The organism is Nocardia yunnanensis, from assembly GCF_003626895.1.
Taxonomy (GTDB): Bacteria; Actinomycetota; Actinomycetes; order Mycobacteriales; family Mycobacteriaceae; genus Nocardia; species Nocardia yunnanensis.
Genome location: NZ_CP032568.1, coordinates 7189366 through 7214952, shown reverse-complemented (window position 1 = coordinate 7214952; position 25587 = coordinate 7189366). Strand labels below are relative to the sequence as shown.

Annotated in this window: 24 protein-coding genes; 11 read left to right on the top strand and 13 right to left on the bottom strand. The window is 65.4% G+C overall.

What is annotated here, in order from left to right:
• Positions 1-32: 32 nt before the first annotated feature.
• From D7D52_RS33745 to D7D52_RS33730, 4 genes are all read right to left on the bottom strand, one after another.
• Positions 33-1625, bottom strand: a complete 1593-nt coding sequence (locus tag D7D52_RS33745; RefSeq protein ID WP_120742948.1) for a flavin-containing monooxygenase — start codon at positions 1623-1625, stop codon at positions 33-35.
• 45 nt (positions 1626-1670) lie between these two features.
• Entirely contained in the window at positions 1671-2477 is an 807-nt protein-coding gene (locus tag D7D52_RS33740; RefSeq protein WP_120742946.1) for a hypothetical protein, read from the bottom strand.
• Between the two features lie 419 nt (positions 2478-2896).
• Positions 2897-3391, bottom strand: coding sequence for a hypothetical protein (locus D7D52_RS33735; protein WP_246023495.1), 495 nt, complete (start codon positions 3389-3391; stop codon positions 2897-2899).
• A gap of 212 nt (positions 3392-3603) precedes the next feature.
• Positions 3604-4497 carry a class I SAM-dependent methyltransferase gene (locus tag D7D52_RS33730; RefSeq protein WP_246023494.1) on the bottom strand — a complete coding sequence of 298 codons (894 nt, stop codon included), beginning with the start codon at positions 4495-4497 and terminating at the stop codon, positions 3604-3606.
• 326 nt (positions 4498-4823) lie between these two features.
• On the opposite strand from D7D52_RS33730, the gene D7D52_RS33725 reads away from it, so the two are divergent.
• The 8 genes from D7D52_RS33725 (at position 4824) to D7D52_RS33690 (ending at position 12748) form a co-directional block, all read left to right on the top strand.
• Positions 4824-5681: an MlaE family ABC transporter permease gene (locus D7D52_RS33725; protein ID WP_120742940.1), complete on the top strand. Its 858-nt coding sequence runs from the start codon at positions 4824-4826 to the stop codon at positions 5679-5681.
• On the top strand, positions 5678-6541 hold the full coding sequence (locus D7D52_RS33720; RefSeq protein WP_120742938.1) for an ABC transporter permease: 864 nt from the start codon (positions 5678-5680) through the stop codon (positions 6539-6541). Before D7D52_RS33725 ends, D7D52_RS33720 begins: the two co-directional genes overlap by 4 nt.
• Positions 6538-7590, top strand: a complete 1053-nt coding sequence (locus tag D7D52_RS33715) for an MlaD family protein (protein ID WP_425464589.1) — start codon at positions 6538-6540, stop codon at positions 7588-7590. Before D7D52_RS33720 ends, D7D52_RS33715 begins: the two co-directional genes overlap by 4 nt.
• A gap of 20 nt (positions 7591-7610) precedes the next feature.
• Entirely contained in the window at positions 7611-8600 is a 990-nt protein-coding gene (locus D7D52_RS33710) for an MlaD family protein (RefSeq protein ID WP_246023492.1), read from the top strand.
• A gap of 74 nt (positions 8601-8674) precedes the next feature.
• Positions 8675-9613 (top strand): MlaD family protein, encoded by a 939-nt coding sequence (locus D7D52_RS33705; protein ID WP_246023490.1) that lies wholly within the window; start codon positions 8675-8677, stop codon positions 9611-9613.
• Positions 9613-10713 (top strand): MlaD family protein, encoded by a 1101-nt coding sequence (locus D7D52_RS33700; protein ID WP_162958733.1) that lies wholly within the window; start codon positions 9613-9615, stop codon positions 10711-10713. Before D7D52_RS33705 ends, D7D52_RS33700 begins: the two co-directional genes overlap by 1 nt.
• Complete coding sequence (locus D7D52_RS33695; protein ID WP_246023489.1) at positions 10710-11783, top strand: MlaD family protein; 1074 nt, start codon at positions 10710-10712, stop codon at positions 11781-11783. Before D7D52_RS33700 ends, D7D52_RS33695 begins: the two co-directional genes overlap by 4 nt.
• Complete coding sequence (locus tag D7D52_RS33690) at positions 11780-12748, top strand: MlaD family protein (RefSeq protein WP_162958732.1); 969 nt, start codon at positions 11780-11782, stop codon at positions 12746-12748. Before D7D52_RS33695 ends, D7D52_RS33690 begins: the two co-directional genes overlap by 4 nt.
• Here the strand turns inward: D7D52_RS33690 and D7D52_RS33685 are convergent.
• The 9 genes from D7D52_RS33685 to D7D52_RS33645 all read right to left on the bottom strand — a co-directional run bounded on the left by D7D52_RS33685 (position 12735) and on the right by D7D52_RS33645 (position 22683).
• Positions 12735-13499: a GntR family transcriptional regulator gene (locus tag D7D52_RS33685; protein ID WP_120742930.1), complete on the bottom strand. Its 765-nt coding sequence runs from the start codon at positions 13497-13499 to the stop codon at positions 12735-12737. The two genes, D7D52_RS33690 and D7D52_RS33685, sit on opposite strands and share 14 nt — an antisense overlap.
• 99 nt (positions 13500-13598) lie before the next feature.
• Positions 13599-13880 (bottom strand): hypothetical protein, encoded by a 282-nt coding sequence (locus tag D7D52_RS33680; RefSeq protein WP_162958731.1) that lies wholly within the window; start codon positions 13878-13880, stop codon positions 13599-13601.
• Between the two features lie 601 nt (positions 13881-14481).
• Positions 14482-16089, bottom strand: a complete 1608-nt coding sequence (locus tag D7D52_RS33675; RefSeq protein WP_120742926.1) for a flavin-containing monooxygenase — start codon at positions 16087-16089, stop codon at positions 14482-14484.
• Positions 16086-16724, bottom strand: coding sequence for an SRPBCC family protein (locus tag D7D52_RS33670; protein WP_120742924.1), 639 nt, complete (start codon positions 16722-16724; stop codon positions 16086-16088). The genes D7D52_RS33675 and D7D52_RS33670 overlap by 4 nt, the downstream gene beginning before the upstream one ends.
• A gap of 13 nt (positions 16725-16737) precedes the next feature.
• Positions 16738-18309, bottom strand: a complete 1572-nt coding sequence (locus D7D52_RS33665; RefSeq protein WP_120742922.1) for a flavin-containing monooxygenase — start codon at positions 18307-18309, stop codon at positions 16738-16740.
• Positions 18310-18337: 28 nt separating this feature from the next.
• Positions 18338-19393, bottom strand: coding sequence for an alpha/beta hydrolase (locus D7D52_RS33660; RefSeq protein ID WP_120744668.1), 1056 nt, complete (start codon positions 19391-19393; stop codon positions 18338-18340).
• Positions 19394-19416: 23 nt separating this feature from the next.
• On the bottom strand, positions 19417-20961 hold the full coding sequence (locus tag D7D52_RS33655; protein ID WP_120742920.1) for a flavin-containing monooxygenase: 1545 nt from the start codon (positions 20959-20961) through the stop codon (positions 19417-19419).
• 7 nt (positions 20962-20968) lie between these two features.
• Positions 20969-21829 (bottom strand): SDR family NAD(P)-dependent oxidoreductase, encoded by an 861-nt coding sequence (locus D7D52_RS33650; RefSeq protein WP_120742918.1) that lies wholly within the window; start codon positions 21827-21829, stop codon positions 20969-20971.
• Positions 21826-22683, bottom strand: coding sequence for an SDR family NAD(P)-dependent oxidoreductase (locus D7D52_RS33645; RefSeq protein WP_120742916.1), 858 nt, complete (start codon positions 22681-22683; stop codon positions 21826-21828). The genes D7D52_RS33650 and D7D52_RS33645 overlap by 4 nt, the downstream gene beginning before the upstream one ends.
• Before the next feature lie 219 nt (positions 22684-22902).
• On the opposite strand from D7D52_RS33645, the gene D7D52_RS33640 reads away from it, so the two are divergent.
• From D7D52_RS33640 to D7D52_RS33630, 3 genes are all read left to right on the top strand, one after another.
• Complete coding sequence (locus tag D7D52_RS33640) at positions 22903-23574, top strand: TetR/AcrR family transcriptional regulator (protein WP_162958730.1); 672 nt, start codon at positions 22903-22905, stop codon at positions 23572-23574.
• A gap of 50 nt (positions 23575-23624) precedes the next feature.
• On the top strand, positions 23625-25022 hold the full coding sequence (locus D7D52_RS33635) for an ABC1 kinase family protein (protein ID WP_120742912.1): 1398 nt from the start codon (positions 23625-23627) through the stop codon (positions 25020-25022).
• Positions 25023-25174: 152 nt separating this feature from the next.
• The gene (locus D7D52_RS33630; protein ID WP_120742910.1) at positions 25175-25585 is read left to right on the top strand and encodes a nuclear transport factor 2 family protein; all 411 of its coding nucleotides are present in this window, start codon (positions 25175-25177) and stop codon (positions 25583-25585) included.
• The last annotated feature ends 2 nt before the right edge of the window (positions 25586-25587 follow it).

Sequence of the window (25587 nt, the reverse complement as noted above, 5' to 3'; positions counted from 1 at the left end):
CGGCCTCGAGAAGGTCTGGGTGTCCTGGCGGGTTATCGGGCGGCGGCGGCAGGAGTCGAATCGCCTGCCGTCGTGTCGATCTGCCCGGCCCCAGCCACCGGCGCGGGCTCGTAGCGGTAGTCGTCGAGCGGGAACTTGCGGGTCTGTCGACGGGCTTCGAAGAAGCTGGCCGGCCGGATATAGGTGCTGTCGCCCTGGGAGTTGCGGTAGTAGGTGGGTACGTGCCCGTTCAACTCGGTGAGGTAGTAGCGCACGCCCTCGGCCTTCTTGTGCACCTCGCGGTGGTACTCGTCGGCGACTTCCTTGCGGACCTCGCAAACGGCAGCTTTGCGTCGGCGAGTCTCGGTGATGGCGCGCACGGCGTGATCGGAGGTCATTTCGACGAAGGCGTGCCAGCTGGTGCCACTCCACGAGTAGGGCCCGACGAGCGTCCAGCGATTCGGCAGGCCGGGCACCGAGACACTCTGGTACGCCTGCAGACCCTCGGCGTGATAGAACTCGGCGAGGTCGAATCCGTTGCGGCCCACCACGGTTCCGGGCCGATAGGTTTCCGGATCGGAGAACACCTCGTATCCGGTGGCCAGGATCAGCACATCCAACTTGTGCAGTACGCCGTCGCGGGTCTTGACCCCGGTCGGGGTGATCTTCTCGATCGGGTCGGTGATCAGCGTGACGTTGTCGCGGTTGTAGGCGGGCAGATACCCGGTCGACATGGTCGGGCGTTTGGCGAGCAGACCGAAGTTGGGACTCAACTTGGCGGCCGTGGCGGGGTCCTTGACCACCCATCGCACATAGCGGCCGTATCCGGCGATCAGCCAGGCGTCGAACTTGTCGGCGATCGGACGGAACGCCCTGATCGGGGTCTTGCTGACGAACCGCAGCAGGACATCGACCGCGATGAACGCCGCACCGTTGATCGTCGCCGAGACCCCGGGAATCCCCAGCGCCATCTTCATCGCCATGGGCACCACGAAGTCCGGCTTCGGCACCGACCAGACCGGGGTGCGCTGGAACACCGTGAGGGTGCCGACCTCGGGGGCGATCGCCGGAATGATCTGTACCGCACTGGCTCCGGTACCGATGATGCCGACCGCCTTGCCGGCCATGTCGTAGTCCTCGTCCCAGGAGGTCGGGCGCTGAACCTTACCTCGAAACGACTTCGCGCCCGCAATGCCGACGTCTTCCTTGGGGCGCACGAACGAGCCGATCGCACTGATCACGAAGCGGGCGGTCACGGTCGATCCGTCGTTGAGATGCAGTGTCCAGCAGCATGTTTCGTCGTCCCAGACCTCACGCTCCACATTGCTGTCGAAGCGGGTCTTCTCGTACAGTCCATACTTGCGCGCCACGTCCGCGTGATATTTCTTCACCTCCGGCCCGAAGGCGAAGAAGCGCGACCAGTTCGGGTTTCGTTCGAAGGAGTACTGGTAGGTGGTCGACGGCACATCCACCGCGATGCCCGGGTAGTGGTTCTCGTGCCAGCTACCGCCGACGTCGTCGGCGCGTTCGAGAATGACGATGTCGTCGATCCCGGCCATCCGGAGTTTCGCCGCGGCGGCGATCCCGCCGGGTCCGGCGCCGATCACGGCCACCTCGAACTGCGGGTGTCGGATGCCCTCGGTCATTTCGGTCTACCTTCCTACGTTGGTCGGGTTGTGTTGGAGCGTCGATCAGTTGCTCGCAGGTGCGGCCCAGAGAGGTAGCGCCCGGACTCGTGCCCATTCGACGACCTCCCACGCGATGGCGCCGCCAACCCAGACGACGGGACTCAGGACGCCCGCAAAGGCTCCGACGAGCCCGTTTTCACCATTGAGGGGGCCGGTCAGCGTGAAAACTCCCGTGACCGTGCACAGATCGATGACGATCACGACGACACAGAGCCGGTTGAACCACGGCGGGCACAGTCCGGTACGCCGGGAGATCAGCAGCGCCGCCCATGCGAACGGAACCCACACCGGGCCCAGCAGTGCCGCCGAGACGAGTACGGTGACATGCAGGGCATGGATGATCGAGTCTGGGGAGTGCCCCGACAACAGGACGGTTCCGGCGAAGATCCCGGACTCGGTGAAAAACAAGCCGAGAACGAGGATTTCGCTGAAGATCGCCGTCCAGGTATAGATCCGGTTCGGGCTGGTATCGGCACCCCACAGTGTGCTGATGAACGCCGCCGACCAGATCACACCGAGCAGGAACATCAGCGCGAGCCCGGCCGCTACCACGCGCAGCAGGGTGTTGTGTTTCCGATAGAACTCCACGGTCCCGGCGATGTCCGAGCCCTCCGGCATGACGTACACCAGAACCAGGATCGTTACGGCGATCAGCGCCACACAGATCGCGATGACCAGCGCGTACCAGCGTCGGATCGCGGCGGGCTCGGTCAGCGCGAGCGCGAGCCGGTCGAGCCGGCCCAGCGGTGAGGGTGACGGTGCAGGCACCTTGTCGAGGAAAGGCTCCTGACGGCCGTAGACCTTCGACATTGAAGAATCTCCTTGTGATCAACCCGATCGCGAGCCGAAAATAATATCGGTCCGCCTTGAATAAAGAGCATATTCAGATAGTGGGACTATCGCAATAGTCTTCGCCGGTTGTGTGCTCACAGGTCTGCCGAGATCCCGGGACGGAGGGCTGAGTGTGCACCCACGGCTTCGATCAGCTCCGCCCGCGTCTTCTGGGCACTCCGGAATGAGTGGAACGCGAATTCGGTTGGGATGCTCAGGATCAAAGCCTGTGCCAGGCAGCGAGCGGGCAGACTGCTCGAAAGATCGTGACGACACGGTGACCGCCGGATTCGCGGCCGAATCATCCACTGCCGCTTCCCCGCCAATGGTTTGCGCGAGCGAGCGGGGGGGTGTCTCTATCGTCCCGGCCGACCGAACACGGCCGGCCGGGAAGTCGTTCACTTGACCGGCAGTGCGCCGTCCATGCCGCCCACGTCGGTGATCTTCCAGTCGGAATTGCGATCGACCGCGACGTTGTAGGTGACGGTGGTCTGCACGCCGTCGGGGTTCTGGGCGTTGCTCGAGGTGACGTTCACGAACACGTTCACCTTGTACAGCCCACCCGATTCCGAGGTCGTCTTCGCGGTGATCGGTGTCGCGGTGGAGGTCCACTTGAGCGGTGTGAGGATCTCTTGCAGTTTCGGTGCGGTGGTGTCGAACTTGTTCGCCAGCGCCGGAGTCGTATTGGCCTTGAGCTTGCCCACCCACGCGTTGAAGTCGGCGAAGTTCACCGTCGCGGCGCCGACCGCATAGTCGGTGGCGACCTGCTCGGCGTGCTTGGTATCGGCCGCGGCGGCATCGCGTGAGCAGATCTCGCTGCGCGCGGAGACCAGGAAACCCGCGAGGGCGATCGCGGTCAGCCCGAGCGCGGTGGTGGCACCGGCCCATGCCATCGTCGAGACCGAGACGGACACCGACCGGCGGGCCGTGACGGTGGGTTCAGGGGCTGGTTCGGGTGTGAGTGAATCGGAACTCATCGGTGAGCCGTCCTTGTCCGGTGGGCAGTATCGGGTGGCGGGCAACGCGGAGCCGTGGTCGATTCCGCATGCTGTCATGTGGGGCTGGGCAGGAGCTGCGATCCACGCCGGGGCAGTTCACAACCGGATCATCGCTTGGTCGCGGTGACGGTCTGGGCCAGGCCCGCGGTCACCTGTTCGATCTCGTCGAAACCGAGTGCGCGCAAGAAATCGGTGATCTCGTCGCGACCGAACATACGCATGGTGCTGAGCCTCTCCATGACCATGACATGCGGACGATCGCGGCGTCCGCCGGGTGCGAGGCTGGTGAGCAGCACGATCCGCCCGCCGGGTACGAGTACTCGCGCCATTTCCTCGATGGCCCGGAACGGTTCGTTGATCAGATAGAGCGCCGCCAGGCAGCTGACCGCGTCGGCGACACCATCGCGGAAGGGCAGGTTCTCGGCGTCGCCCGAGAGGTAGGCCACTGCCGGACCGGGGTTGTCGGCGACGGCGCGCCTGAGCATCGGATGTGAGGCGTCGAGCCCTATCGCCAGCCCGTCCCGGCCGACGGCGTGGCCATAAGTCCCAGTGAAATTGCCTGGGCCACAGGCGATATCGAGCACTGTGTGCCCCGGTCGCAGGCGCAGTGATCGGGCCGTCCGGGCGCGGTCCTCATCGCGTCCGGGTGCCTGCAGGGCGCTGGCCACTCGCAGACCGATGGGTCGGCCCAGCTGGTAGACGCCCGCATAGAACCGGGTGCGCATGAGTTGCTGGCCGAAGCCCCTGGTCGCGGGAATCTCGATACCGGCGGTCTGGAGATATCCGGCATCGTGGGGAACGAGTCCGCGGCAGCGTGCCGGATCCAGGAGCGCCCTCGCACGATCCGCTGCCGTCGGGCGGGTTGTGAGCGAACCTTCTCGCGGGTCCAGGTTCTCGGTCATTGCCGTCTCCACATCCTCGTCACCGCCGAGGCGGAACAAATAGCGACTTTCTTGGGATACTAGTGATATTTGTGCCCGCGCGGCAATGGCCTCATTCATAATCCGCGTCGTGTGAGCACGGCATCGATGTGGATTGCATGACTATCCGAATATCTCTAGTATCTACCTACTGGGAAGGGGAGCCGATGCCAGAAGACAGGGTCCACCGCACCTCGGGTGTCGTGTGCGCCGCCATGCTGGGACACAGCGCTCGGCGAGCAACTCGATGCCGTCATGGAGCGGCAGTGATGAGCACGGCCCAACCCGATTCGGTGCCGGAGTGACCGTGTCGGCCGGGTGGTCGGGCGATTCTGTGGTTACCGTGAGCTGGCGGCCTTCCGGCGGACTCGATACGGCTCGACGGTGCGGGGATGGGAAGGAATTCGATGACTGATGCACCGACAGCGAAAAAGGCTGCCACGAAACGTGATTCCCTCCCGATCGTGCTCCGGCGAAATATCTCGGACACCGTGCTGGCGAGTGTCGAGACGCTGGGCCGCCTGGTGGCGCTCGCGTTCGAGGCGGTGCGGGGCGCGATCACGGACCTGCTGTCGGGCAAGTTCCAATGGCGCGAGACGCTGCAGCAGTCGTGGTATCTGATCACGGTGACGGCCATCCCGGCCGTGCTCATGGCGGTGCCGTTCGGCGTCGTGGTGTCGGTGCAGGTGGGCAACCTGATCCATCAGTTGGGCGCGGATTCCCTGTTCGGCGCGGCCGGTGGGCTCGGGGTTATTCAGCAGGGTGCGCCGCTGGCCACCGGGTTGCTGCTGGGTGGCGCGGGCACGGCCACCATCGCGGCCGATCTGGGTGCGCGCACCATCCGTGAGGAGATCGACGCGTTGCGCACGATGGGCATCAGCCCCGTGCATCGGCTGGTCATTCCCCGGCTGGTCGCCATGCTCTTCGTGGCGCCGCTGCTCAATATCCTGATCATCTTCGTCGGCGTGCTGGCCGGTTACGCGGTCGCCACCGGCGTACAGGAGGTGACGCCGGGTAGCTACTGGGCGACGTTCGGCGCGTTCTCCACACTCACCGATGTGGTGATCTCGATCGGCAAGGCCGTGGTGTTCGGATTCCTGGTGGTGGTCATCGGCTGCCAGCGCGGGCTGGAAGCCAGAGGCGGCCCGCGCGGTGTCGCCGATGGCGTGAACGCCTCGGTGGTGCTCTCGGTCGTGGCGATCGCGGTGGTCAATGTCGGTATGACGCAGCTGCTTTCCATGTTCTATCCGACGAAGGTGGCATGATGGCTGCGCCCTACGCTCCTTTCGGGCTCGGTTGGGCATGGCGCCTGACCCGGCGGGCACTCCTGCGTGCACCGTTCGAGGCGGTCGGGTTCGCCGTCGCGTTCGTCTGGGAGGCCTTCGTCTCGATCCCGGTCACCCTGCACCGCTACCGGGCGCAGACCATGCGCATGATCACCGATATGACCTGGGGCCGTGGTTCGGTGATCGTCGGCGGCGGCACGGTCCCGGTGCTGATGATCCTCGGCCTGGCCATCGGCGGCGGTGTCGGCATCCAGGGGTACATGGCCTTGAACCTGGTCGGGCTCGGGCCGATGACCGGTGTGGTCTCGGCTTTCGCCAATACCCGTGAGCTCGCGCCGATCGCGGCCGCGGTGGGTTTCGCAGCGCAGGCGGGTTGCCGGATGACGGCCGAGATCGGGTCCATGCGGATCTCGGAGGAGATCGATGCACTCGAATCCCTCGGTCTGCGCTCCATTCCGTTCGTCGTCACCACGCGTGTGCTCGCCGGCGCGATCACCGTGGTGCCGACCTTTCTGGTGACACTGCTGCTGAGCTACTTCTCCTGCGCTGCGGTCGTACTGGTCGTACACGGCCAATCCAGCGGGATCTACGACCACTACTTCTATCAATTCGTCAACCTGCACGACATCATCGCGGCCACTGTGAAGATGCTGGTGTTCAGTGTCGTGGTCATCCTGATCCATTGTTACCAAGGGTTTTTCGCCACGGGCGGCCCCGAAGGGGTGGGGGTCGCGAGCGGTCGTGCGGTACGGGCCAGCTTCATCGCCATCATCACCCTCGACATGCTGCTGACGATCGTGCTGTGGGGTATCAACTCGTCGATCACGTTCTCGGGGTGAGCGCGATGCCTGCCTACGGATTGTCCGGAGTGCGCACCACGCGTCGTGGCGCGTTGCTCGCCGGGGTGCTGACCCTGGTGGTCGTCGTCGCCATGGCCTTCGTCTGGAACGGTGTGTCCACGCATCGCGGCGACAACGAGTTACGGATCCAACTGCGCACCAGCCGCACCGGAGACGGCGTAGTCTCCGGCGCCGGGGTACGTTTGAACGGAGTCTCGGTCGGGCACATCGCCGACGTCGAAAGTTCCACGGGTGGAACCCAATTGATCACCCTGGTCCTGGATCGCTCGCAGCTGTACGGCCTCGGCGACAGCCTCCACGTCGAATACGCGCCGTCGAACCTGTTCGGGATCAGCGAGGTCGTGCTGCGACGCGGCGACGGCGGCAGCCCGCTGCGTGACGGTGCGATCGTCGATCTCACCGCGCCGGACCGCGTCGACGACGCCACCATGGGCACCCTGCTGCGGTCACTGTCGCAGACCACCTTGACCGTACTGACCCCGCAGCTGACCGAGGTGCTCAACCAGATCGGTTCGGACATAAAAGCTTTCGCGCCGCTGGTGCAGGCGATGGTCGGGGTGAGCACGGCGATCGCCGACACGCAGCGCTATCCGGCCTCGTTCCTCATCGAGCAGTACTCCGCGTTCTTCAACGGCGTCGCCCAGTTCGGCTCCGGCTTCGTGAAGCTCATCGCGAACATCTATCACATCGACGTGCTGCGCAATGATCGTGCGCATTTCGACGTCGGCGTCTCGCTGGTGGTCGATCAGCTGTTTCCGCTCATCAGCCGAGTGCTGGGTACCGCGAACGGACAACTCGGCGGGTACGCCGACAGCCTCACCGTGCTGCTGACGCAACTGGCTCGCACCGTGCCCGACCCGGACCGCTCGCACGCGGATCTGACCGAACTGCTCGATCGGCTCGATCGCACCTTTCAGGACACGCCCGACGGCCCACACGTCGGCTTGGACGTCGTGCTGCGCGGCATGCCGGGACTCGCGGTGCCGCTGCTGGGCAGCGCGCTACCGACGGCGGGGGGAACTCGGTGAAGACGAAAAGTGTTCGCGCCGTGCTGGTTCGGCTCGTGCTGTTCACAGCGATCATCGCGGCCCTGATGGCAGGGATCATTGTCGCCATCCAGCGGCCGATCAACGGCCACACGATCGACCTCGAGGCGACGTTCACCGACGCCAGTGGACTACACACGAATGACGACGTGCGAATGTTCGGCGTGGCGGTCGGCAAGGTGAGCGCGATCGATCTGGTCGACGGCCGTGCCCGCGTGCGGTTCACCGTGCAACGCGATCGCCCGGTGTACGACAGCAGCACGCTCGCCATCCGATATCAGAACCTGACCGGGCAGCGCTATGTGGACATCAAGCAACCCGATCATCCGGGCACGCGGCTGACCGCGGGCGCGTCGATCGGGGCCGAGCACACGATCCCCTCGTTCGACATCACCGCCTTGTTCAACGGCATGGAGCCGGTGCTGGCCGAGTTCTCGCCGGATGCGCTGAACCACTTCATGTCCAACGCGATCGCCGTGATCGAAGGAGACGGCACGGCGGTCGGCACGACCCTGGACGCGATCGAGAAACTATCGGCCTACGTCTCGGACCGCCAAGCGGTCATCTCGCTGCTGCTGCGCAATTTCGAACAGGTCGCACAGCACCTGGGCGGGAAGTCACCCGAGGCCGCGACCTTGATCAAGGGCATCTCCGATGTGTTCGTGAACCTGCAGAAACAGTTCGAAGGACTCATGGATTTCGTGAACGTGGCGCCCTCGGTGCTGGGGCCTCTCAACAGCCTGCTGGCCCGGCTCGGATTCACCCAACCGGACAATCCCGACCTGCAGCAGGATCTTCGCTATCTGTTCCCGGACCCGCAGACCACCGTCGATCTGCTCAACCGGCTGCCGGGACTGCTGCAATCGCTCATCGCGCTGCTGCCCGCCACTCCCGCCGGGGTGGATCGCACCTGCAGCAAAGGTAGCGCCGAGGTGCCAGCGCCATTGGCGGTTCTGATCGGCGGACAGCGGGTTTCGATATGCAAAGGCTGAGGCGCGCGGGCCGTTTTCTCCGTGATCTGAGGTACGGGACAGACACAGACAGACGTACCCAACGCCTGCTCGGCGTGGCCGGGCTCGGCGTGGTCGTGGTGGTTCTCGCCGTCAGCGTGGTCGTCTATGTAGTACCGCTGGGAAAGCACACTTATGCCGCGCTCGTGGACGACGCGGGATCGATACACGTGGGCGACGACGTCCGGATCGCTGGGATCTCCGTCGGCTCGGTGACATCGCTGGAGTTGACCGATGCCGCCGTCCGGATGCAATTCACGGTCGAGAACACGGTGTCGATCGGCGCCGAAACGAGTCTGGACATCCGCATGCTCACCCCGATCGGCGGCCATTATGTCGCCGTGACCCCGGCCGGTGCATCGCCGCTGGGCTCGACGACGATTCCCGCCGACCGGGTTCACTTGCCCTACAACCTGGTTCAGGCCATCCAGGACGCGCAGCGACCGATCGCCGGTGTGGACGGTGACACATTGCGGCGCAATCTCAGCGACCTCACCGCGTCGTTGCAGGCCAGCCCCAACTCGGTCACCACGCTCACCGACGCCCTGTCCACCATGGTCGGACTGTTGAACACACAGAATCACGATGTGAGCCGCGCGCTCGATGTCGCCGACGAATACCTGAGCATGCTCGGGAATTCACGCAAGGTCATCGGCGCCATGCTCAACAAGATCGGGTTGATGGAGACCCAGATCCTGGACCGCCAAGCCGACGTGCAGGAGGCGCTGCGGGTCGCGAACGAACTTCTCGCGCGCATCGCCGCCATCGAGCCGGCATGGCGCGAACAACTCGAACCCATGGCCGATCGGCTCCTGGCGGCCGCGCCGCAGCTCGATCAGCTCGGGCAACGACTCGGTGACGTCGCCGACCAACTGGCGCAGGCCGGTGATCGGCTGCGCGCGCTCTTCACCCCCCAAGGCATCGCTGTCGATCAATCCGCCGCCATCGTCACCGCGCCGGCTCTCTGTGTCCCCGTACCGGGAAGGAGATGCTGATGCTGCGCAAGCTCTTCGCCTCCCGCGGATTCGTTTCCGTACTGGGGGTGGTGCTCGTCGGCGCGCTGGCCGCGGTGGCCGGCTTCGTCATGCTGCGCCCGACCGCGGCGCGGATCGGGTACTGCGCCATTCTGCCCGACGCCATCGGCCTGTACCGCGGCAACGATGTGACCTTGCGCGGCATCAAGGTCGGAGCCGTTACGGCGGTCCGCAACGAGGGTTCCGGTGTGAGAGTGGAATTCCGTATCGACGCCAGGCATCCCCTACGGGGTGAACCGACCGCCACCACCCTGTCGGACACCATCGTCGCCGACCGTCGACTGGCGCTGAACGAGAGCACCGGAGCGCCATGGAATCCTGGCTCCTGCATCACGAAAACCGCTACGCCCAAGAGCATCACCCAGACCCTGGACGCGATGTCCAAACTCGCCGATCAGCTCGACGGCGGCAGCGACCCGGCCCGACGCGGCACCCTCAGTGCCGCGGTCTCGGAGTTCGACCGTGCCACCGCCGGCACCGGCCCGACGCTGAACTCGATCATCACCCAGCTGGCGAGTGCGCTGCGCAACCCCGACAGCTCCGTCGCGCACATCGGGTCATTGATCGACACTCTCACCACATTGTCGAAGAGTGTGGCCGACGGCTGGGGTGACCTGCGACAGATGCTCGACGGGCTGTCACCGATCCTCGAACTGGTCAACAACGTCTGGGATCAGGTGGTCCAGATCGTGCATTCGATCGTGGTGATCCTGCCGTGGTTCAACGACATCACCACCAAGTACGGCGAACGGATTCTGGGACTGCTGGACAAGACCGTCCCGTTCCTGGACCTGGCCGCCGCGCACGCGGATTCGCTGGCGAAGATCATCGACCTGATCCCCGTGGTCGCCAACGGATTCCGCACCGTCACCGACCCGGCCACCGGCGCGATCATGGTCGCCTACAGCGCTCCCCGGGTCGCCTTGGACCAGCCGGGGGCCGACCAAGTCTGCGCGGCGATCGACGCTGTGCTTCCCGGGCACTGCACGGGTTCCGGCGACGGATTGGCCGCTACCGACCTGACCGCCCTGGTATTGAGCCTCGCGGGAGGCGCACGGTGACCGCGCGTCCATGGATTTCCCGACTGCTGCTGGCACCGGCGGTCGTGCTGGCGGTAGTGCTGCCCACCGGATGCGGTGTCGACCCGTCGAGTTTGACGCTGCCCGGCACGGGCACGCACGGCGATACCTACGCGATTCGCATCCAGTTCGCGAACGCGCTGAATCTCCCCTCACACGCGCGAGTCATGGCCAACGGCGCACAGGTCGGCACCCTCTCGAAGGTCACGGTGGTGGATCCATCGGCGGGCGCGGGCGGCTCGGTCATCGCCGAGGTGGAGATCGAGGACTCCGTCAAAGTTCCCACGTCGGCGAAAGCTCAACTGCGCCAGGACACCATCCTCGGCGACATCTACATCGGCCTCGACCTTCCCGCATCATCGGGCGGTCCGGTGCTCGCACCGGATGGGCTGCTGCCGATCACCCAGACCGAACCCGCGCTGCAGATCGAGGATGTGCTCTCCGGTCTGGCGACATTCGTCTCAGGCGGTGCGCTGCGTTCTGTGCAGGACACCGTCAACCAGATCAACGCCGCCCTGCCCGCCGAACCCGCCGAGACGCGCCGCCTCGCCGATGTGCTCAAGCACGATCTCATCGACGTCGCCGCGAACAGGGAGGATCTCGGAGCGTTCCTGGATTCATTGAACGTGAATGCCTCCGTGCTGCTGGACAATCGGGCACAGCTCGATGAGATCCTCACGCCGCAGGGCGTCGTGGACATTACCGAGATCGCCCAGTCGCTCATTCACGTCGTCGGCGTCATCGGCGCGCTCGGTGGCATCGCTCACGCGCTGGCCTGGCTCGCACCACTGCTGACCGCCGGCGATGCCGCCGCACACGCGTTCGTGCCGATGCTGCTGAACACCGGGCGGCCGTTGAATCTGTCGGCGCCTTCGAATCTCAATCGTCTGGTGGACTTCTTGCGCGACAAACTGATTCCGTGGGTGCAGCGACCGACAGTCGATGTGCTCGGCATCCGTGTCGATAATTCCGCTGCGGGACAACAGCTCTCGGTCGCCGATCAGACCGACAGCATCATCTCCACCCTGCGGATGATCGGAATGGTGCGGTGAGGCGCCCGGCACTCGGCTCGGTGCTGTCGCTGACGTCGATCGCTGTGGTCGCGGTCGTCAGTGTCGTATATCTGCTTTTCGGCGTCGCCCGCGTGGACTGGCTCCAACACCGCGATTCGGCGGTGATGCTCATCCCCGACGCGGCGAACCTGGTGCCGCACTCGCCGATCCTGTTGTCCGGGGTGAAAGTCGGCCGGGTCACGTCGGTGCGCAATGTCGCCGACGGCGTCCAGGTGCGCTTCGACATCGATCCGGGGCATCGCATCCCCGCCGACAGCACGGTCGTCATCGAAACACTGTCGGCGTTGGGCGAGCCGTACGTCGACTTCCGTTCCCCGACCGGCAGCGGTCCGTATCTCGCGAACGGGCAACTCGTGCACACCCAGGCCATCAGTACCCCTCGCTCTATCCCGGAGGTCGCGCGCACCGTGACCGACCTGCTGCGGCAACTCGACCCACAGGCCCTGGCGGGCCTGGTCGCCACGTTCTCCCAGGCGATGGCCGGCACCGACACCGTCTTGCCGGAGCTGACCCATGCCACCGATCTTCTCGCCTCCACCCTGATCGCGCGCATACCGAGCATTCGCGCGTTGCTGGCTGACGCACAGGTCCCCGGACCGGACATCGCCCAGGCCGGTGCGGACATGGCCAACGGCGGACCGCAACTGGATCAGTTCGGTATCAAGGTGCAACAGGTCGTCGACTCGCTCCAAGAGCTGCTCGACGCGCGCCCCGTGCCCCAGGCGTACAGCGAAGGCAGCGGCTTGTTGCCCTTCCTGAACAATCTGGACGGCTACCTCAACCGCATCGGCCCCGACGCCAAGCGTCTGTACCCTGCCATCGGGCCGCTGATCGAACGTACCGGAACCGCGGTACAGGGCCTGGATCTTTCGGCGCTGATAGCCCAGGCGGTGAACTCCGTGTCGGCAGACGGCCGGATACGACTGCAGATCACGCCCCGATGATGTCGCCGCGTTCAGCGGGATCGACGCCGAAGGCCTCGCCCTGACGCTCGATTATGAGCTCTTGGAAGCGCTCTATCGCCGACCGGTGGTACACGCGACACAATGTGCTCGCCCGGGTGATACCGGCGTCGGACAGACCGCCGAACGATGCCGTGGCCGCCAGAGCGTGCCACAGCGGCAGATACGGGTCGGGCCGCTCGGGGACCAACGCGCGGACCGCCTCCGGAACATTCAGCAGCGCCGTCGCGAGCGAATTCAGAATCGCCCGCTGCAGGCCGAACTGGGGCAAGGCCAGTAGTTCGCGCAGCACCTCGACCGCGAGGGTCAAGGTCTGGATTCTGGCCCCGTCGTCGAAGACGGCGTCGCGGGGAAGACTGTCCAGGCGTTCGGACAGCCATCGCCGACTCACCGGGCGGGTCCCCCGCAGCAGCCCGACCACCGCATCGATCACAATGCCTTCGAGTATGTCGAGCATCTCGGTGAAGACCGCCGCGGCCGAGTCCGGCATCAGGACGGGGTCCAACAGGAATCGGTAGGCATCGACGCCGGCGTCGGACCGCACATCGCGGACCCGGAACGACTCGGTCGCTCGTGGTCGCTCGAGCAATCCGCGCGCGGCGAGTTCGTGCAGAACACGAGCGGTGGTGTTGCGGGTGGTGTGGAACTCGGCCGCGAGGTCGCGGATGGAGGGTGCGGCAACGCCCGGGCGATAGATGCCTGTGAGAATCCGCCGGGCCAACCCGTCACCCATCGCGTCGGTGATGCTGTGCGCGGAACGAGATCGAAGTCTGTTGCTGGACTGTATTTTTCGGCTGGTCACGAGATGATCGACGCTATCCGAACGCGACCGTCACACATACCAATGAGCCGTGCGTGCGGCGTCGTATACGCGATGCGCGATCCGCGGACGCCGGCCCGGCGCCGACATGTCGGACTGTTGCGTGCTTACCGCACGTTGGGTGACCGGGGGCCCCGAGTGCTCGTGCCGCCCGAGATGGATCCGCTCGACCACCGTGATGACGGCATCGATGGCGTAATGCAGGGTGTCGATAAGCGCCCACACGGTCGGGATCGGCTTTGGCATTCGGCTCATCCGGGCGGAGATCCGCCGTCGAAACTCGGGCTGGGTCATTCAGCTGCTCCTGGATCAGAGGCGCATGATCTATGGTGGGCTACCCACTCGCCTTCGGATAGTCATACTATTCACATTGGTTGCATATGTTAATAGTGATTATCTTTTCGCGTCGGGTGATGCTCCGCTCCTTCGGCCAAGGCCCCCCAACCGCCCGAAGTGAGCGCTTGCGCCAGTTCGGGCCGAGGACCTGACCAGGTGGCACGGTCGGCTTGGTCCCGGCGATCAAGATTCGCATCTGCGTCGGTGGCGACAGGCTCGACAATGTCGCGCCGGCCACCGAGCCCGCCCCTCGGGCTCCGGACTCTGCCGCCGTCGATGTGTGAATCAGATGTCCGAGCGGTGTGGCGATGCTTGCCCTTGTTTGAATCTCCAGGCAGCGCAACGCTTCCCAGTCTTGTTTGTCGCGGGGGACGCGTGCGTGGCGTTCCAAGGTTTCGAACATCGCCGCACCGGTGATCTCACCCGGGAGCACCCCGCGCACGTTCGTCCTGATTGTTGACGGTGACTTCCGGTCCATCGCGCTCCCGATAGATCCCGCAGTCGGGGCTTGCCAATGGTGTTGTCGCGGCCAGGTGGCCGCGCACCTGGCCACGCGTGGTCACGCCTCGGTGAGCTGGGCTGGGACCGATTTCGCGGGGGCGTCGATTTCGGCGGGACTGCGGTAGCTGTAGTCCTCGCGGTCGAAGCGAACGGCCTTGCGGTAGGTCTTCCACAGTGACCAGGGCCGGATGTACGGGGATTTGCCCTGTGAGTTGACGAAGTAGCTGTTGGAGCCCTCGCAGCGGGTTTCCAGGTAGTAGGACAGGTTTCGGCCGCTGCGGAGCATGTCTTGGTGGAAGCGCTCCTGGGCCTCCGGCCGTACCTCCACGATGGTGGACCCGCGGCGACGGGTCTCGTCTATCACGGTGGCGATGTGGCGCATGGCGTTCTCCACGAAGTAGTGGAACGCGGTGCCGGTCCAGGAGTACGGGCCGATCATGATGAAGCGGTTCGGGATTCCGGCCACCGAGGTGCTGTAGTAGGCCTTGAGCTCCTCGGTGTTGTAGAAGACGCCGAGGTCGAATCCGTCACGGCCGATGACGGTTCCGGGCTTGTAGCTTTCGGGGTCCGAGAAGACCTCGTAGCCGGTGGACACCACCAGGGCGTCGATCTCGCGTTCGACACCGTCGGCGCTGCGGATTCCGGTCGGGGTGATCTCGGCGATTCCGGCGGTGACGAGCTCGACATTGTCGCGGTTGAGGGTGGGCAGGTAGTCGCCGCCCGCGCCGCCGCGAATGCACACGATGCCGAAGTCGGGGCGTAGCTGCTCGCGAATCTCCTTGTCCTTCACCTTGTATCGCACCCAGCGCGCGTAGGCGTGGCGGCCGGCGAAGTCGATGATCCGGGCGCCGACCCGCCACAGCGGTGCGGGGGTGTAGATCGCGACGCGCAGCATCAGGTCGACTACGGTCTGGGCGAGTCCGTTGGCGACCGCCGATCCGCCGGGTAGTGCCAGCAGCTTCTGCATCCATGGCTTCAGCGCGAAGTCCGGTTTCGGCAGGTACACCTGCGGTGTGCGCTGGTAGATGTCGAGCCGCTCGACCTGTGCGGCCAGTTTGGGCGCGATCTGCATGGTGCTCGCCCCGACCCCGATGATGCCGACCCGCTTGCCGGTGAAGTCGTAGTCGTGATTCCAGTGCGCCGGATGCATGGAAACACCGGTGTAGGTATCCAATCCGGGGATGTTCGGTTTGGTCTTCGGGTTGATGTATGCGCCGACGGCGCTTATCACGAACCGCGCGGTTATGACTTCTCCGGTGTCGACGTGCAGCCGCCACAGCGCGTGGTCCTCGTCCCACTCCTCGCGAACGATGGTGGTGTCGAAGCGCATTCGTCGCGGCAGGTCGTAGTCGGCGGCGACTTCGCGCAGGTACTCGAGAATCTGGTCGCGCTTGGCGAACAGGCGGTCCCAGTCGGGTTTGCGCGCGAAGGAGAACTGGTAGGTGGTGCTGGGGATATCGCAGCCCGCATCGGGATAGCTGTGGCTATACCAGGTGCCGCCGAGACCGCCGACGCGATCGACGATCAGGAAATCGTCGACGCCGATCTCCTGCAGCTTGACCCCGGCGCAGATACCGCCGATGCCCGCGCCGATGACCACGACCTCGTGTTGCGGCTGTTCGCGCGAGCTGATGCGCGCGGCGTCCGATCCGTTGTTGCCACTCATTTGGTGCCCTCCTTGTCGGCCGGGTGACTGCTCGGCTCGGCCGAGGAGATTCCATTCGTATTGATCGACCGCAGCGGCGGTCTGGTGGTGCGCGCGACCTCAGCGACGCGCCGCTCGAACAGCGGGCCGATACCGACGACTCGATAGGCCGCTCGCCACAGCGGCGGGAACCAGGTGGCGAACCGTAACGGCCAGCGCAGGGTGACCGCGATCGTCCAGGTGACCCTGGTCCGGCCGTCGCCGAGGTCGGTGAACGTCTTGTCCTCGCCGTACTGGCGGACCAGCAGGTACTGCAGCCAATTGCCGCTCACCACACCGAAGGTGATGCGCTGGTTCGGCTCGTACCGCCAGAACTTCTCCTTCTCGACCCACAGGAAGCGCAGCGGCTCGAAGGGTGAACCCATTTCGCGCACGATCCCGACACCACGGGCGGGCGAGTCGTACTTCACGCCGGTGCAGGGGAACGGCAGCCATTTCCACGCGTGATCGTCATCGATCGCGGTCCACACCGCCTCCACGGGCGCGTCGAAGGTTTTCTCGACGGTGATGACCAGCCGGGCGGTGTCGAACAGGGTGTCATCGACCGCCGGTTGCGATGCGGGATGCTGCGTGTGCAGGAACGAAAAGATACTCATGGTCGTCTCCAGATCAGGGGTGCGGGATCAATGCTCGCGAGGTGTCCGCGTGGGCGACGGATTCGAGCACGGCCGGTCTCGTGGTGGTATAGCGGTAGTGATCGAGCGGGAAATGCCTGTTGCTCCAATACATTCCGGCCTGGGTGGTGGCGCGGAACGCCGGTCCGTCGCCCTGATAGTTGATGTAGTACGTGCGCGAGTCGGCGCAGCCCTGCTTGAACAGATAGGTGTTCTTGTTGCGGGCGTACATGCGGGTGAAGTACTCGTCGTGTGGCTCCTGCCGGATCTCCACCCGTGTCGCGCCTCGGCGCACTGTTTCCTTGATCGCCCGGGCACTGTGGGCGGCGGTCGCTTCGATGAGCGGGATGACCGAGCCCGGTGCATAACCGTAGGGGCCGAAGATGTGGAACATGTTGGGGAACGCCGGGACCGAGACACCCTCGTAGGCCTGGTACTTGTTCTGGTCCCAGAACTCGCCCAATTCGATTCCGCCGCAGCCGTAGACGGGGTAGGGCGGGGTTGCCCCCTTGTCCATGACCTGGAATCCGGTGGCGGTGACCACCATGTCGAACTCGCGCAGCGTTCCGTCTTCGGTGGCGATGCCGTCCGTGGTGAACTTCTCGATCGGGTTGGTGACCAGTTCGACGTGCGGCTGGGTGTAGGTCCGGAAATAGGCGTTCGAGATCGAGGGCCGTTTGCAGCCGAGTCGGTAGGTAGGGGTGAGCGCGCGGCGCAGTTCGGGGTCGCGAATCTGGGTGAACAGGTAGGCCTTCAGTGCCGCCTCGCCGGTCCCGAGTACCGCCGAGGTCAGGCGCGGATAGTTCGACAAGGCGAGTCCCAGGCCCAGGAACGCGTTGACCGCGACATTGCCGAGGAACCGCACCGCCTGCTGCGTGGGCGGGAAGTCGAGGGCTTTGTTGCTCAGCGCGCCCATCGGGAAATCCAGCTTGGGCGCGACCCAGATGGCGGTGCGCTGAAAGACCGTCAGCTGCTCGACCTTGGCGGCCAGTTGCGGAATCACCTGTAGCGCAGTCGCTCCGGTGCCGATCACGGCGACGCGCTTACCGCTGTAATCATAGGAGTGGTCCCAGCGTGCGGTGTGCATGAGCCGGCCGGAGTAGCCATCGATGCCGGGAATCGCCGGCGGCTTCGGCTGTTCCAGCGCGCCGACGGCGCTCACCAGGAACCGCGCGGTGATCTCGTCTCCGTCTGTGGTGCGTACGCGCCACAGATCCGCGGCTTCGTCGAAGCGGGCCTCGGTCGCGCCGCAGCCCAGTCGCAGTTTGCCGCGCAGGCCCTGCCGGTCCACGACCTCCTCGGCGTAGCGCTGAATCTCTTTGCCGGGGGCGAAGAATCGCGACCAGTGTGAACGCTGCTGGAAGGAGAAGTTGTAGATCGGTGAGGGGACGTCGACGGCCACGCCGGGGTAGGTGTTGGCATTCCAGGTGCCGCCGACCTTGTGCCACTTCTCGATGATCAGGAAGTTCTCGATACCCGAGCGGCGTAGCGCCACCCCGGTGCCGATGCCGCCGAATCCCGCGCCGATGACGAGCACCTGGAAAGTCGGTGTGCTGTTCGTACTCATGGGTGCCTGCTCGTGGTCGTGCGGCGAGTCATGCCGCGGTAGTCCGTTTCGTGTATCCGCCGGCGTGGCTGTCGAGTTCGCGGCGAATGAAGGCGCCGATCTCGGCGACGGCCGCTCGCGCGTCGGGCAGGATGTCCGCGCCCGCCTGGAAGACGTGGACGGCGTTGTTCCAGATCTGCAGGGTGTGCGGGACGCCGGCTTCGGCGCAGCGGCGTGCGAGTGCCTCCGAATCCGGCAGCAGCACTTCGATATCGCTCACCTGGATCAGCACCGGGGGTAGACCGGTGAATTCGTGATTCACCGGCGACCACGCCGGATCGAGAACGCCGTCCCGGGCGAAACCGATCATCGCGGGGATCGACAATGCTCGGGCCGACAGCATCGAATCGCGTCGATCGTTCCGATGCGCACGCCGAATGTTGGGATCGAGGTCGGCGAAGGGGGCCATGGCCACGAGTGCGGCGGGCAAGGCCATTCCGCGTGCGCGAGCGGCCAGCGCCGCCATGAAGGCCAATCCTCCACCGGCGGAATCACCGGCGAACACAATGCGTTCGGCCGGACGACCACGCTCGAGCAGATAGCGGTACGCGGTGAGCGCGTCCTCGACCGTATCGGTGATGTGCCCCTTCGGCAGCTGCCGGTAGTCCACGTTCAGCACCGGCACACCGGCGGTGCGGCCGATGCGTGCGGCGTGACGACGGTGACTGTTCAAGCCACCGGCCAGGAATCCACCGCCGTGGAAGTACACGATCGCACCGTGGTCGGTCTCGTCCGGTCCCGGATCGTCGCGATGCCACAGCCATTCGGCCCGAAAGTCGCTGAATCGAACCATTTCTCGGCGTGTTCCACGGGCCGCCCGTAAGGGTGCGGCCAGTGCATCGGCACGATTGGCGATCCAGAAGGCGCGGTCACCCCGCAGCGGGGCGCTCTCGCCGAGCACACAGAGTCCGTCGACCGCAGGCCGCAGTACCGCGCGCAGCAACGCGTTTGCCAGTCGAAGCCGCAGACTGGCGCGGCTGGAAAACTCGACATTGACCCGACCCGGTTGCACCGGAATCGCGCCGGTCGCCGCGCCCTGGTTCATGCCGACGCTGTCGGCGAGGCCCGTCATGCCGACACCGTCGCCGGGGTGCGGGTCCCGTATGCGTAGTCCTCGAGCGGGAATCTCCGATTGCCGCGTCGGGCTTCGAAGAAGCCCGACGGACGCACGTAGGTGGTGTCGCCCTGCGAGTTCCGGTAGTAGGTCGGAACGTGGCCGTTGAGATCGGCGAGGTAGTAGCGCAGTGATTCACCGCGGCGATACACCTCGCGGTGGTAGGCGTCCGCGGCGTCCTTGCGGACCTCGCACCAGCCCGCCTTACGCCGGCGGGTCTCGCCGATGGCGCGTACCGCGTGATCGGCGGTCATCTCCACGAAGGCGTGCCAGCCCGAACCGGTCCAGGAGTACGGGCCGACCAGGGTCCAGCGGTTGGGCAGGCCGGGTACCGAAACACTCTGGTATGCCTGCAATCCCTCCTCGTTGTAGAACTTGGCGAGGTCGAATCCGTTGCGCCCCAGCACGGTTCCCGGTCGGTAGGTCTCCGGGTCGGAGAACACCTCGTAGCCGGTCGCCAGAATGAGCGCGTCGAATCGGTGCAGGGTCGAATCGCTGGTCCGGACACCGGTGGGGGTGATCCTCTCGATCGGCGTCGTCACCAACGCGACATTGTCGCGGTTGTAGGCACGTAGATAGCTGCTGGACAGCGTCGGGCGCTTGGCCACTAGACCGAAGTTCGGAGTCAGGGCTGCACGGGTTTCGGGATCGGTGACGACGCGTGCCAGGTAACGCCGATACAGCGACTGACAGGCGGCGTCGAACCGGTCCATCACCGGGTGCACGACGGTCGGCGGCAGCCCGACGACGGCACGTAGGGCGAGGTCGACGACCACCAGCGCGCTACCGTGCAGCAGTGGCTGCACCCCGGGGATCGCCAGCACACGCTGCAGTGCGCGCGGCACCTGGAAGTCGGGTTTCGGCACTGCCCACACCGGCGTGCGCTGGAAGACGGTCACCTGGCCGACCTGCGGGGCGATCGACGGAATGATCTGGACCGCACTGGCTCCGGTGCCGATGATGCCGACCCGCTTACCGGTCAAGTCGTAGTCGTCGTTCCAACTGCTCGGCCGCAGCACCTTGCCCTTGAACGAGGTCGCACCGGCGATGCCGACGTCAGCCTTGGGCCGGACGAACGCGCCGACCGCGCTGATGACGAAACGCGCGGTCACCACCGCACCACCGGCGAGGTGCAGCATCCAGTACCCGCCGTCGTCGTCCCATTCCTCGCGTTCGACCTCGACCCCGAACCGCACCCGCTCGTGCACACCGAACCGATGCGCGACCTCCACGTGGTACTTCTTGACCTCGGGCCCGAGCGGGAACACCCGGCTCCAGTCCGCTTTGCGCGCGAACGAGTACTGGTAGGCCAGCGCCGGAATATCAACGCCCAGACCTGGATAGTGGTTCTCGTGCCAGCTGCCGCCGACCTCGTCGGCGCGTTCGAGGACGACGAAGTCGTCGATTCCGGCGCGGCGCAGTTTCACCGCGGCCGCGATGCCTCCGGGGCCGGCGCCGATGACGGCGACCTCGAATTCCGGCTTGTCCACGTTGTTCATGCTTGTCTCACTTCGTGATTCGGTTCAGCAGTGGCTGAATACGGGGCAGCAGCCGGTCCGCGAGATCGAAGGAACCGACGCTGCCGACCGCACGGACCAGACCGGGGGAGAGGCGGAACAGCCCGTATCCGATCCACGCTTCGGGGTTGACCGGCACCACGGCGGGATTGCGGCGGATCGACCGTTCGACGACTCGGGCGACCTTGTCCGGCGTCGCGAACGCCAGGGACTGGACCTTGCCCAGTTGCGTGCGCCAGGCCTCCTGCTCGGCGGCATCGAGCCCGGCGCGGGTGCCGTGCGCGAGCAGCTCGGTGCGGATGGCCCCGGGGCAGATGGCGGTGACACCGATGCCCTTGGGGCGCAACTCCACTCGCAGCGCCTGACTGGCCATCAGCACTGCGGCCTTGGCCGCGGCGTAGGCGGGAATGTAGCGGGCCGGGAAGAACGCCGCGCCGGAGGACAGATTGACGATGTGGCCTTCGATGCCGGCGTCGATCATCTGCCGGGCGAACACCCGCGAGCCGTAGATCACGCTCATCAGATCGATGTCGACGGTGCGCTGCCATTGCGCCGCACTGGTTTCGACGAATCCGCCGGTATCCATGATCCCGGCGTTGTTGACCAGGACATGCGCCGGTCCGAACTCGCCGTGCACCCACTCCGCGACCTTGTCCCACTGCGCTTCACTCGCCACATCCAGCAGGCAGGCGTACGCGTGCCCGCCGACGGCGGTGATCTCGTCGGCGACCGTCTGCGCGGCCGTCTCGTTGATATCGGCCACCACCACCCGATAGCCGCCTTCGGCGAGCAGTCGGGCGGTCTCGCGCCCGATACCCGCACCGGCGCCGGTCACCATCGCAGTTCTCATCGCTGACCCCCCAGCACTCGGCCCGACATTCGAACGACCTTCTCCGCCAACGGCATCTGCGCCAGCCCGGTGATCCCGCGCATCACACCGGGTGACAGTCGCGACAGATACCATCCGGCCCAGGCTTCGATACCCACCGGCACGGTCGCCAGATTCCAGCGGATCGCACGGTCGATGGCGGCCGCCACCCGATCCGGGGACCGGCCGAAGACCTGTTGTCCCCGAGCGAGTTTCGCGGCCCAATCGGCCTCGGCAGCGGCGTCCGCGCCCGCCCGGGTGCCATGGGCCGAGAGATCGGTCGCGATCAGCCCCGGACAGACCGCACTCACCCGGATGCCCTGCCCCGCGAACTCGGCACGGAGCGCCTGGGTGCCCATCCAAGCGCCGGCCTTGGCCGTCACGTACGAGGGGCACAGGGGAGTGGGTAGAAAAGCGCCGACGGAACAGACATTCACGATGGCGCCGCGCTTGCCCGCATCGACCATGCGCTGTACGAACGCTCGCGACCCCAGCAGCGGTCCCATCATGTTGACGGCGATCATGCGCCGCCAGTCGTCACCGCTCTGCTCCAGGAAGCCGCCCGAGATGAGAATCCCGGCATTGTTGACGACCACGTCGGGTACACCGTGGCCGCGCACGATCCGCTCCGCGAACTCCTCCCACCCGGCGGCATCGGCCACATCGAGGCGGCGGAATTCCGCCTGCCCGCCTGCGGACCGCGCCCGGGCGACGGTGTGGCCGCCGCCGCGCTCGTCGATATCGGCGACGATCACGGTCGCTCCCCGGGCGGCGAAGCGCAGCGCACTCGCACGGCCGATCCCGCTACCGGCACCGGTCACCACCGCGACCGTCATGACTGACGCACCCATCGGCTAAAAGCAGTCAGATTCGACCGTTCCATGCATCGACCCCTTTGTCGCAAGTGCAAGATCTCTACCAGTGGCACCTTGATCTGCACTGAATTAATAGACGAGTGTGTCATCAAACTAAATCGTCTCAGACGGGAGCGCAAGGGGCGACCCGAAAACTCACCGTCCACGGCCCCCGGCGGCTGGGGGCATACGATGTGCTGGATGACCGAACTGGCCAAACGTGGCCGCGGACCCGGCAGGCCGCGCGACGAACAGAACACCGAGCGGCGACGACGCGAGCTCATCGAGGCCGCCTATCGGGTGTTCACCACGAAGGGGTATGCAGCGGCCTCGGCTGCCGATATCGCCGCCGAGATCGGTGTCGGCTACGGCACCTTCTATCGCTACTTCGACAGCAAGCGAGCGATTCTCGACGATGTCGTCGACTTCGGGATCGATCGGCTGCTCACCGAGATCGCCGGTGACGTCTTCGAACCGGCGACCCTCGATCGCGAGGTCACCGTCGAGGAACTTATCGCGATCTGGTCCGATGCGGTGGATCGGATGTGCCACATCGCCGAATCCGACCCGGGGCTGATGCAGGCAATGCTGTTCGAGCTCCCTGGCATCGACGAGGAACTCAATGCCCGCATCCTCGGTTTCGGCGGCATGCTGGCCGCGACCGTCGGCAGATTTCTTTCCCGCGCCGTAGATTCCGGACTGGTGCGAGATGACGTGAACACCGAGGATGTCGGTTGGATGCTGCTGGCGTTGACCATTCCGCCGGTCATGCGCACCCTGCAAGGCCGGGGCGAGGCGGACCGCCGTCGCTACATCGACACCGCGATGACCGTCTTCGCGCAGGGGCTGCGAAGCATGGAATTCAAGGATTAGTCGACAACGCCGTCTGCTAATGTCCGTCGAGAGCTGCAGAGAGGTCGTCGATGGCCGAGGAAATACCCGTATCCCGCGCGCGGCGTGGAGCTGAGCTGGGGAAACTCATTGCCGGCCAAGCCGTTCGCGGTGCGGGAGTCGCGCTGTCGGCGGTTCGCGACTCCGAGGAAGAACACCGTGCCCGGACCGAACGGGCCGTTATCGAGGCGGCCGAGGACATCGTCACCGTGCTCGGAAGCATGAAGGGTCTGGCCATGAAGGCCGGACAGTTGCTGTCGATGTTCGATGTGCTCGCTGTCTTCGGTGCCGCTCATTTGTCTCCGCAGCAGCGCGAGCGCTTTCAGCGCAAACTCTCCGCCCTCTACGACCAGTCCGCACCCGTCCCGTTCCCGAAGATGCGTGCGGTCATCGAGGGCGATTACGGCAGTTCGATCGATGCGGTGTTCGCCGAGTTCGACGAATCCCCGATCGGTGCCGCCTCGATCGGTCAGGTTTATCGCGCTCGCCTGCACGATGGCCGCGCGGTCGCGGTGAAAGTGCAGTACCCCGGGATCGATGTCGCCGTCCGAGCCGACGTCAAGAACCTCGGCCTGATGATGCGCCTGGTACGCAAGGTCGCGCCAGCCGTGTCCGATTCTGCGCTCGTCCGCGAGCTCGCCACCCACTTCGCCGACGAGGTCGACTACCGCACCGAGGCCGCGAACCACGCGACGATGGCCGAGATGTTCCGCGATCATCCGTTCATCCGTCTGCCCGGCATCCTGGCCGAATTGTGCACCGCGCGAGTACTGGTCACCGAACTCGTCGAAGGACTTCGATTCGAGCAGATCGCAGCGCTTCCCGATGTCGACCGGGATCGGGTCGGCGAGATCGTGCTGCGGTTCTACCTGGGATCGATGTTGCGGGAGCGCCACTTCACCGGTGATCCGCATCCCGGCAACATCCTGCTCGCACCTGATGGCAAGGTAGTTTTCCTCGACTTCGGCCTGGTCAAGCACATGGACGACACCGCAGTGGACTTCGAAATCGCCTGTGCCAGAGCCGCTGCCGAATACCGCGGCACCGATCTGCGCGCCCTCGGCGTGGAATACGGGCTGCTCGAACAGGACTCACCGATCACCGCCGACCAGTGCCTGCGGCTGCTCCACGAAATGTCGGGCTGGATCCTCACCGATGCCGAGATCCGCATCACTGACGACACCGCCGCGACCTCACTGCTCGCGATCGTCGACCCCCGCCGCGGCTACTTCGAGAATTTTCGCCACGCGTACGCCCCCGCCGAACACGCTTTCGCCCGCCGCGTCGAATACGGAACTCTGGCCCTGCTCGGCAAACTCCGAGCCAGCGGCAACTGGCACCGGATCGGGCGCGAATGGACCTACCTGGAGCCGCCACGCACCGAACTGGGTGCACTGGAACATGATTGGCTGACGACAAGTCGAGCATGAGATCTCACGTATCGACCGTCACCTCGGTCGTTCGCGCTCGTGGGTCCCTCTGCTGGTGTCGAGATCTCAGCGATCCGTCGGTCACCGACCGGGCGTGACGCGGTGACCAGCCTCCGGGTTAGCGGCCCGAGGCGCGGTTATGCTCCGACTTCATGGCCCTCACATTGGAAGATCAGTCCGAGATTTTCCGTGTCCTGAGCCTGTACGGACACCTCATCGATGAGCGCGAACTCGATCGTCTCGGTGAGGTCTACATCGAAGGCGGAGAGTACGACGCGTCCTCCTACGGTCTGATTTCCGTTCCCGAGGGCCTGGCGCGGATGGTGCTTCAGCTCGGTGACAACCAGCCGATCGCGCATCTGATGGGCATTGCCCCGGTGATCGTCGAATCCGGCACCGACACTGCGCTGGTGCACTCCAAAGGGCTCGGGCTTCGCGCCGACGGCACCGTCACCGCCCTCACATTTCATGACCGGTTCGATCGCACCGCATTGGGATGGCGTATTCGCCATCGTGCCGCCTACCCTCGCAAAGTCGCCATCACCCCGTCGCAGGATCAGTAGCT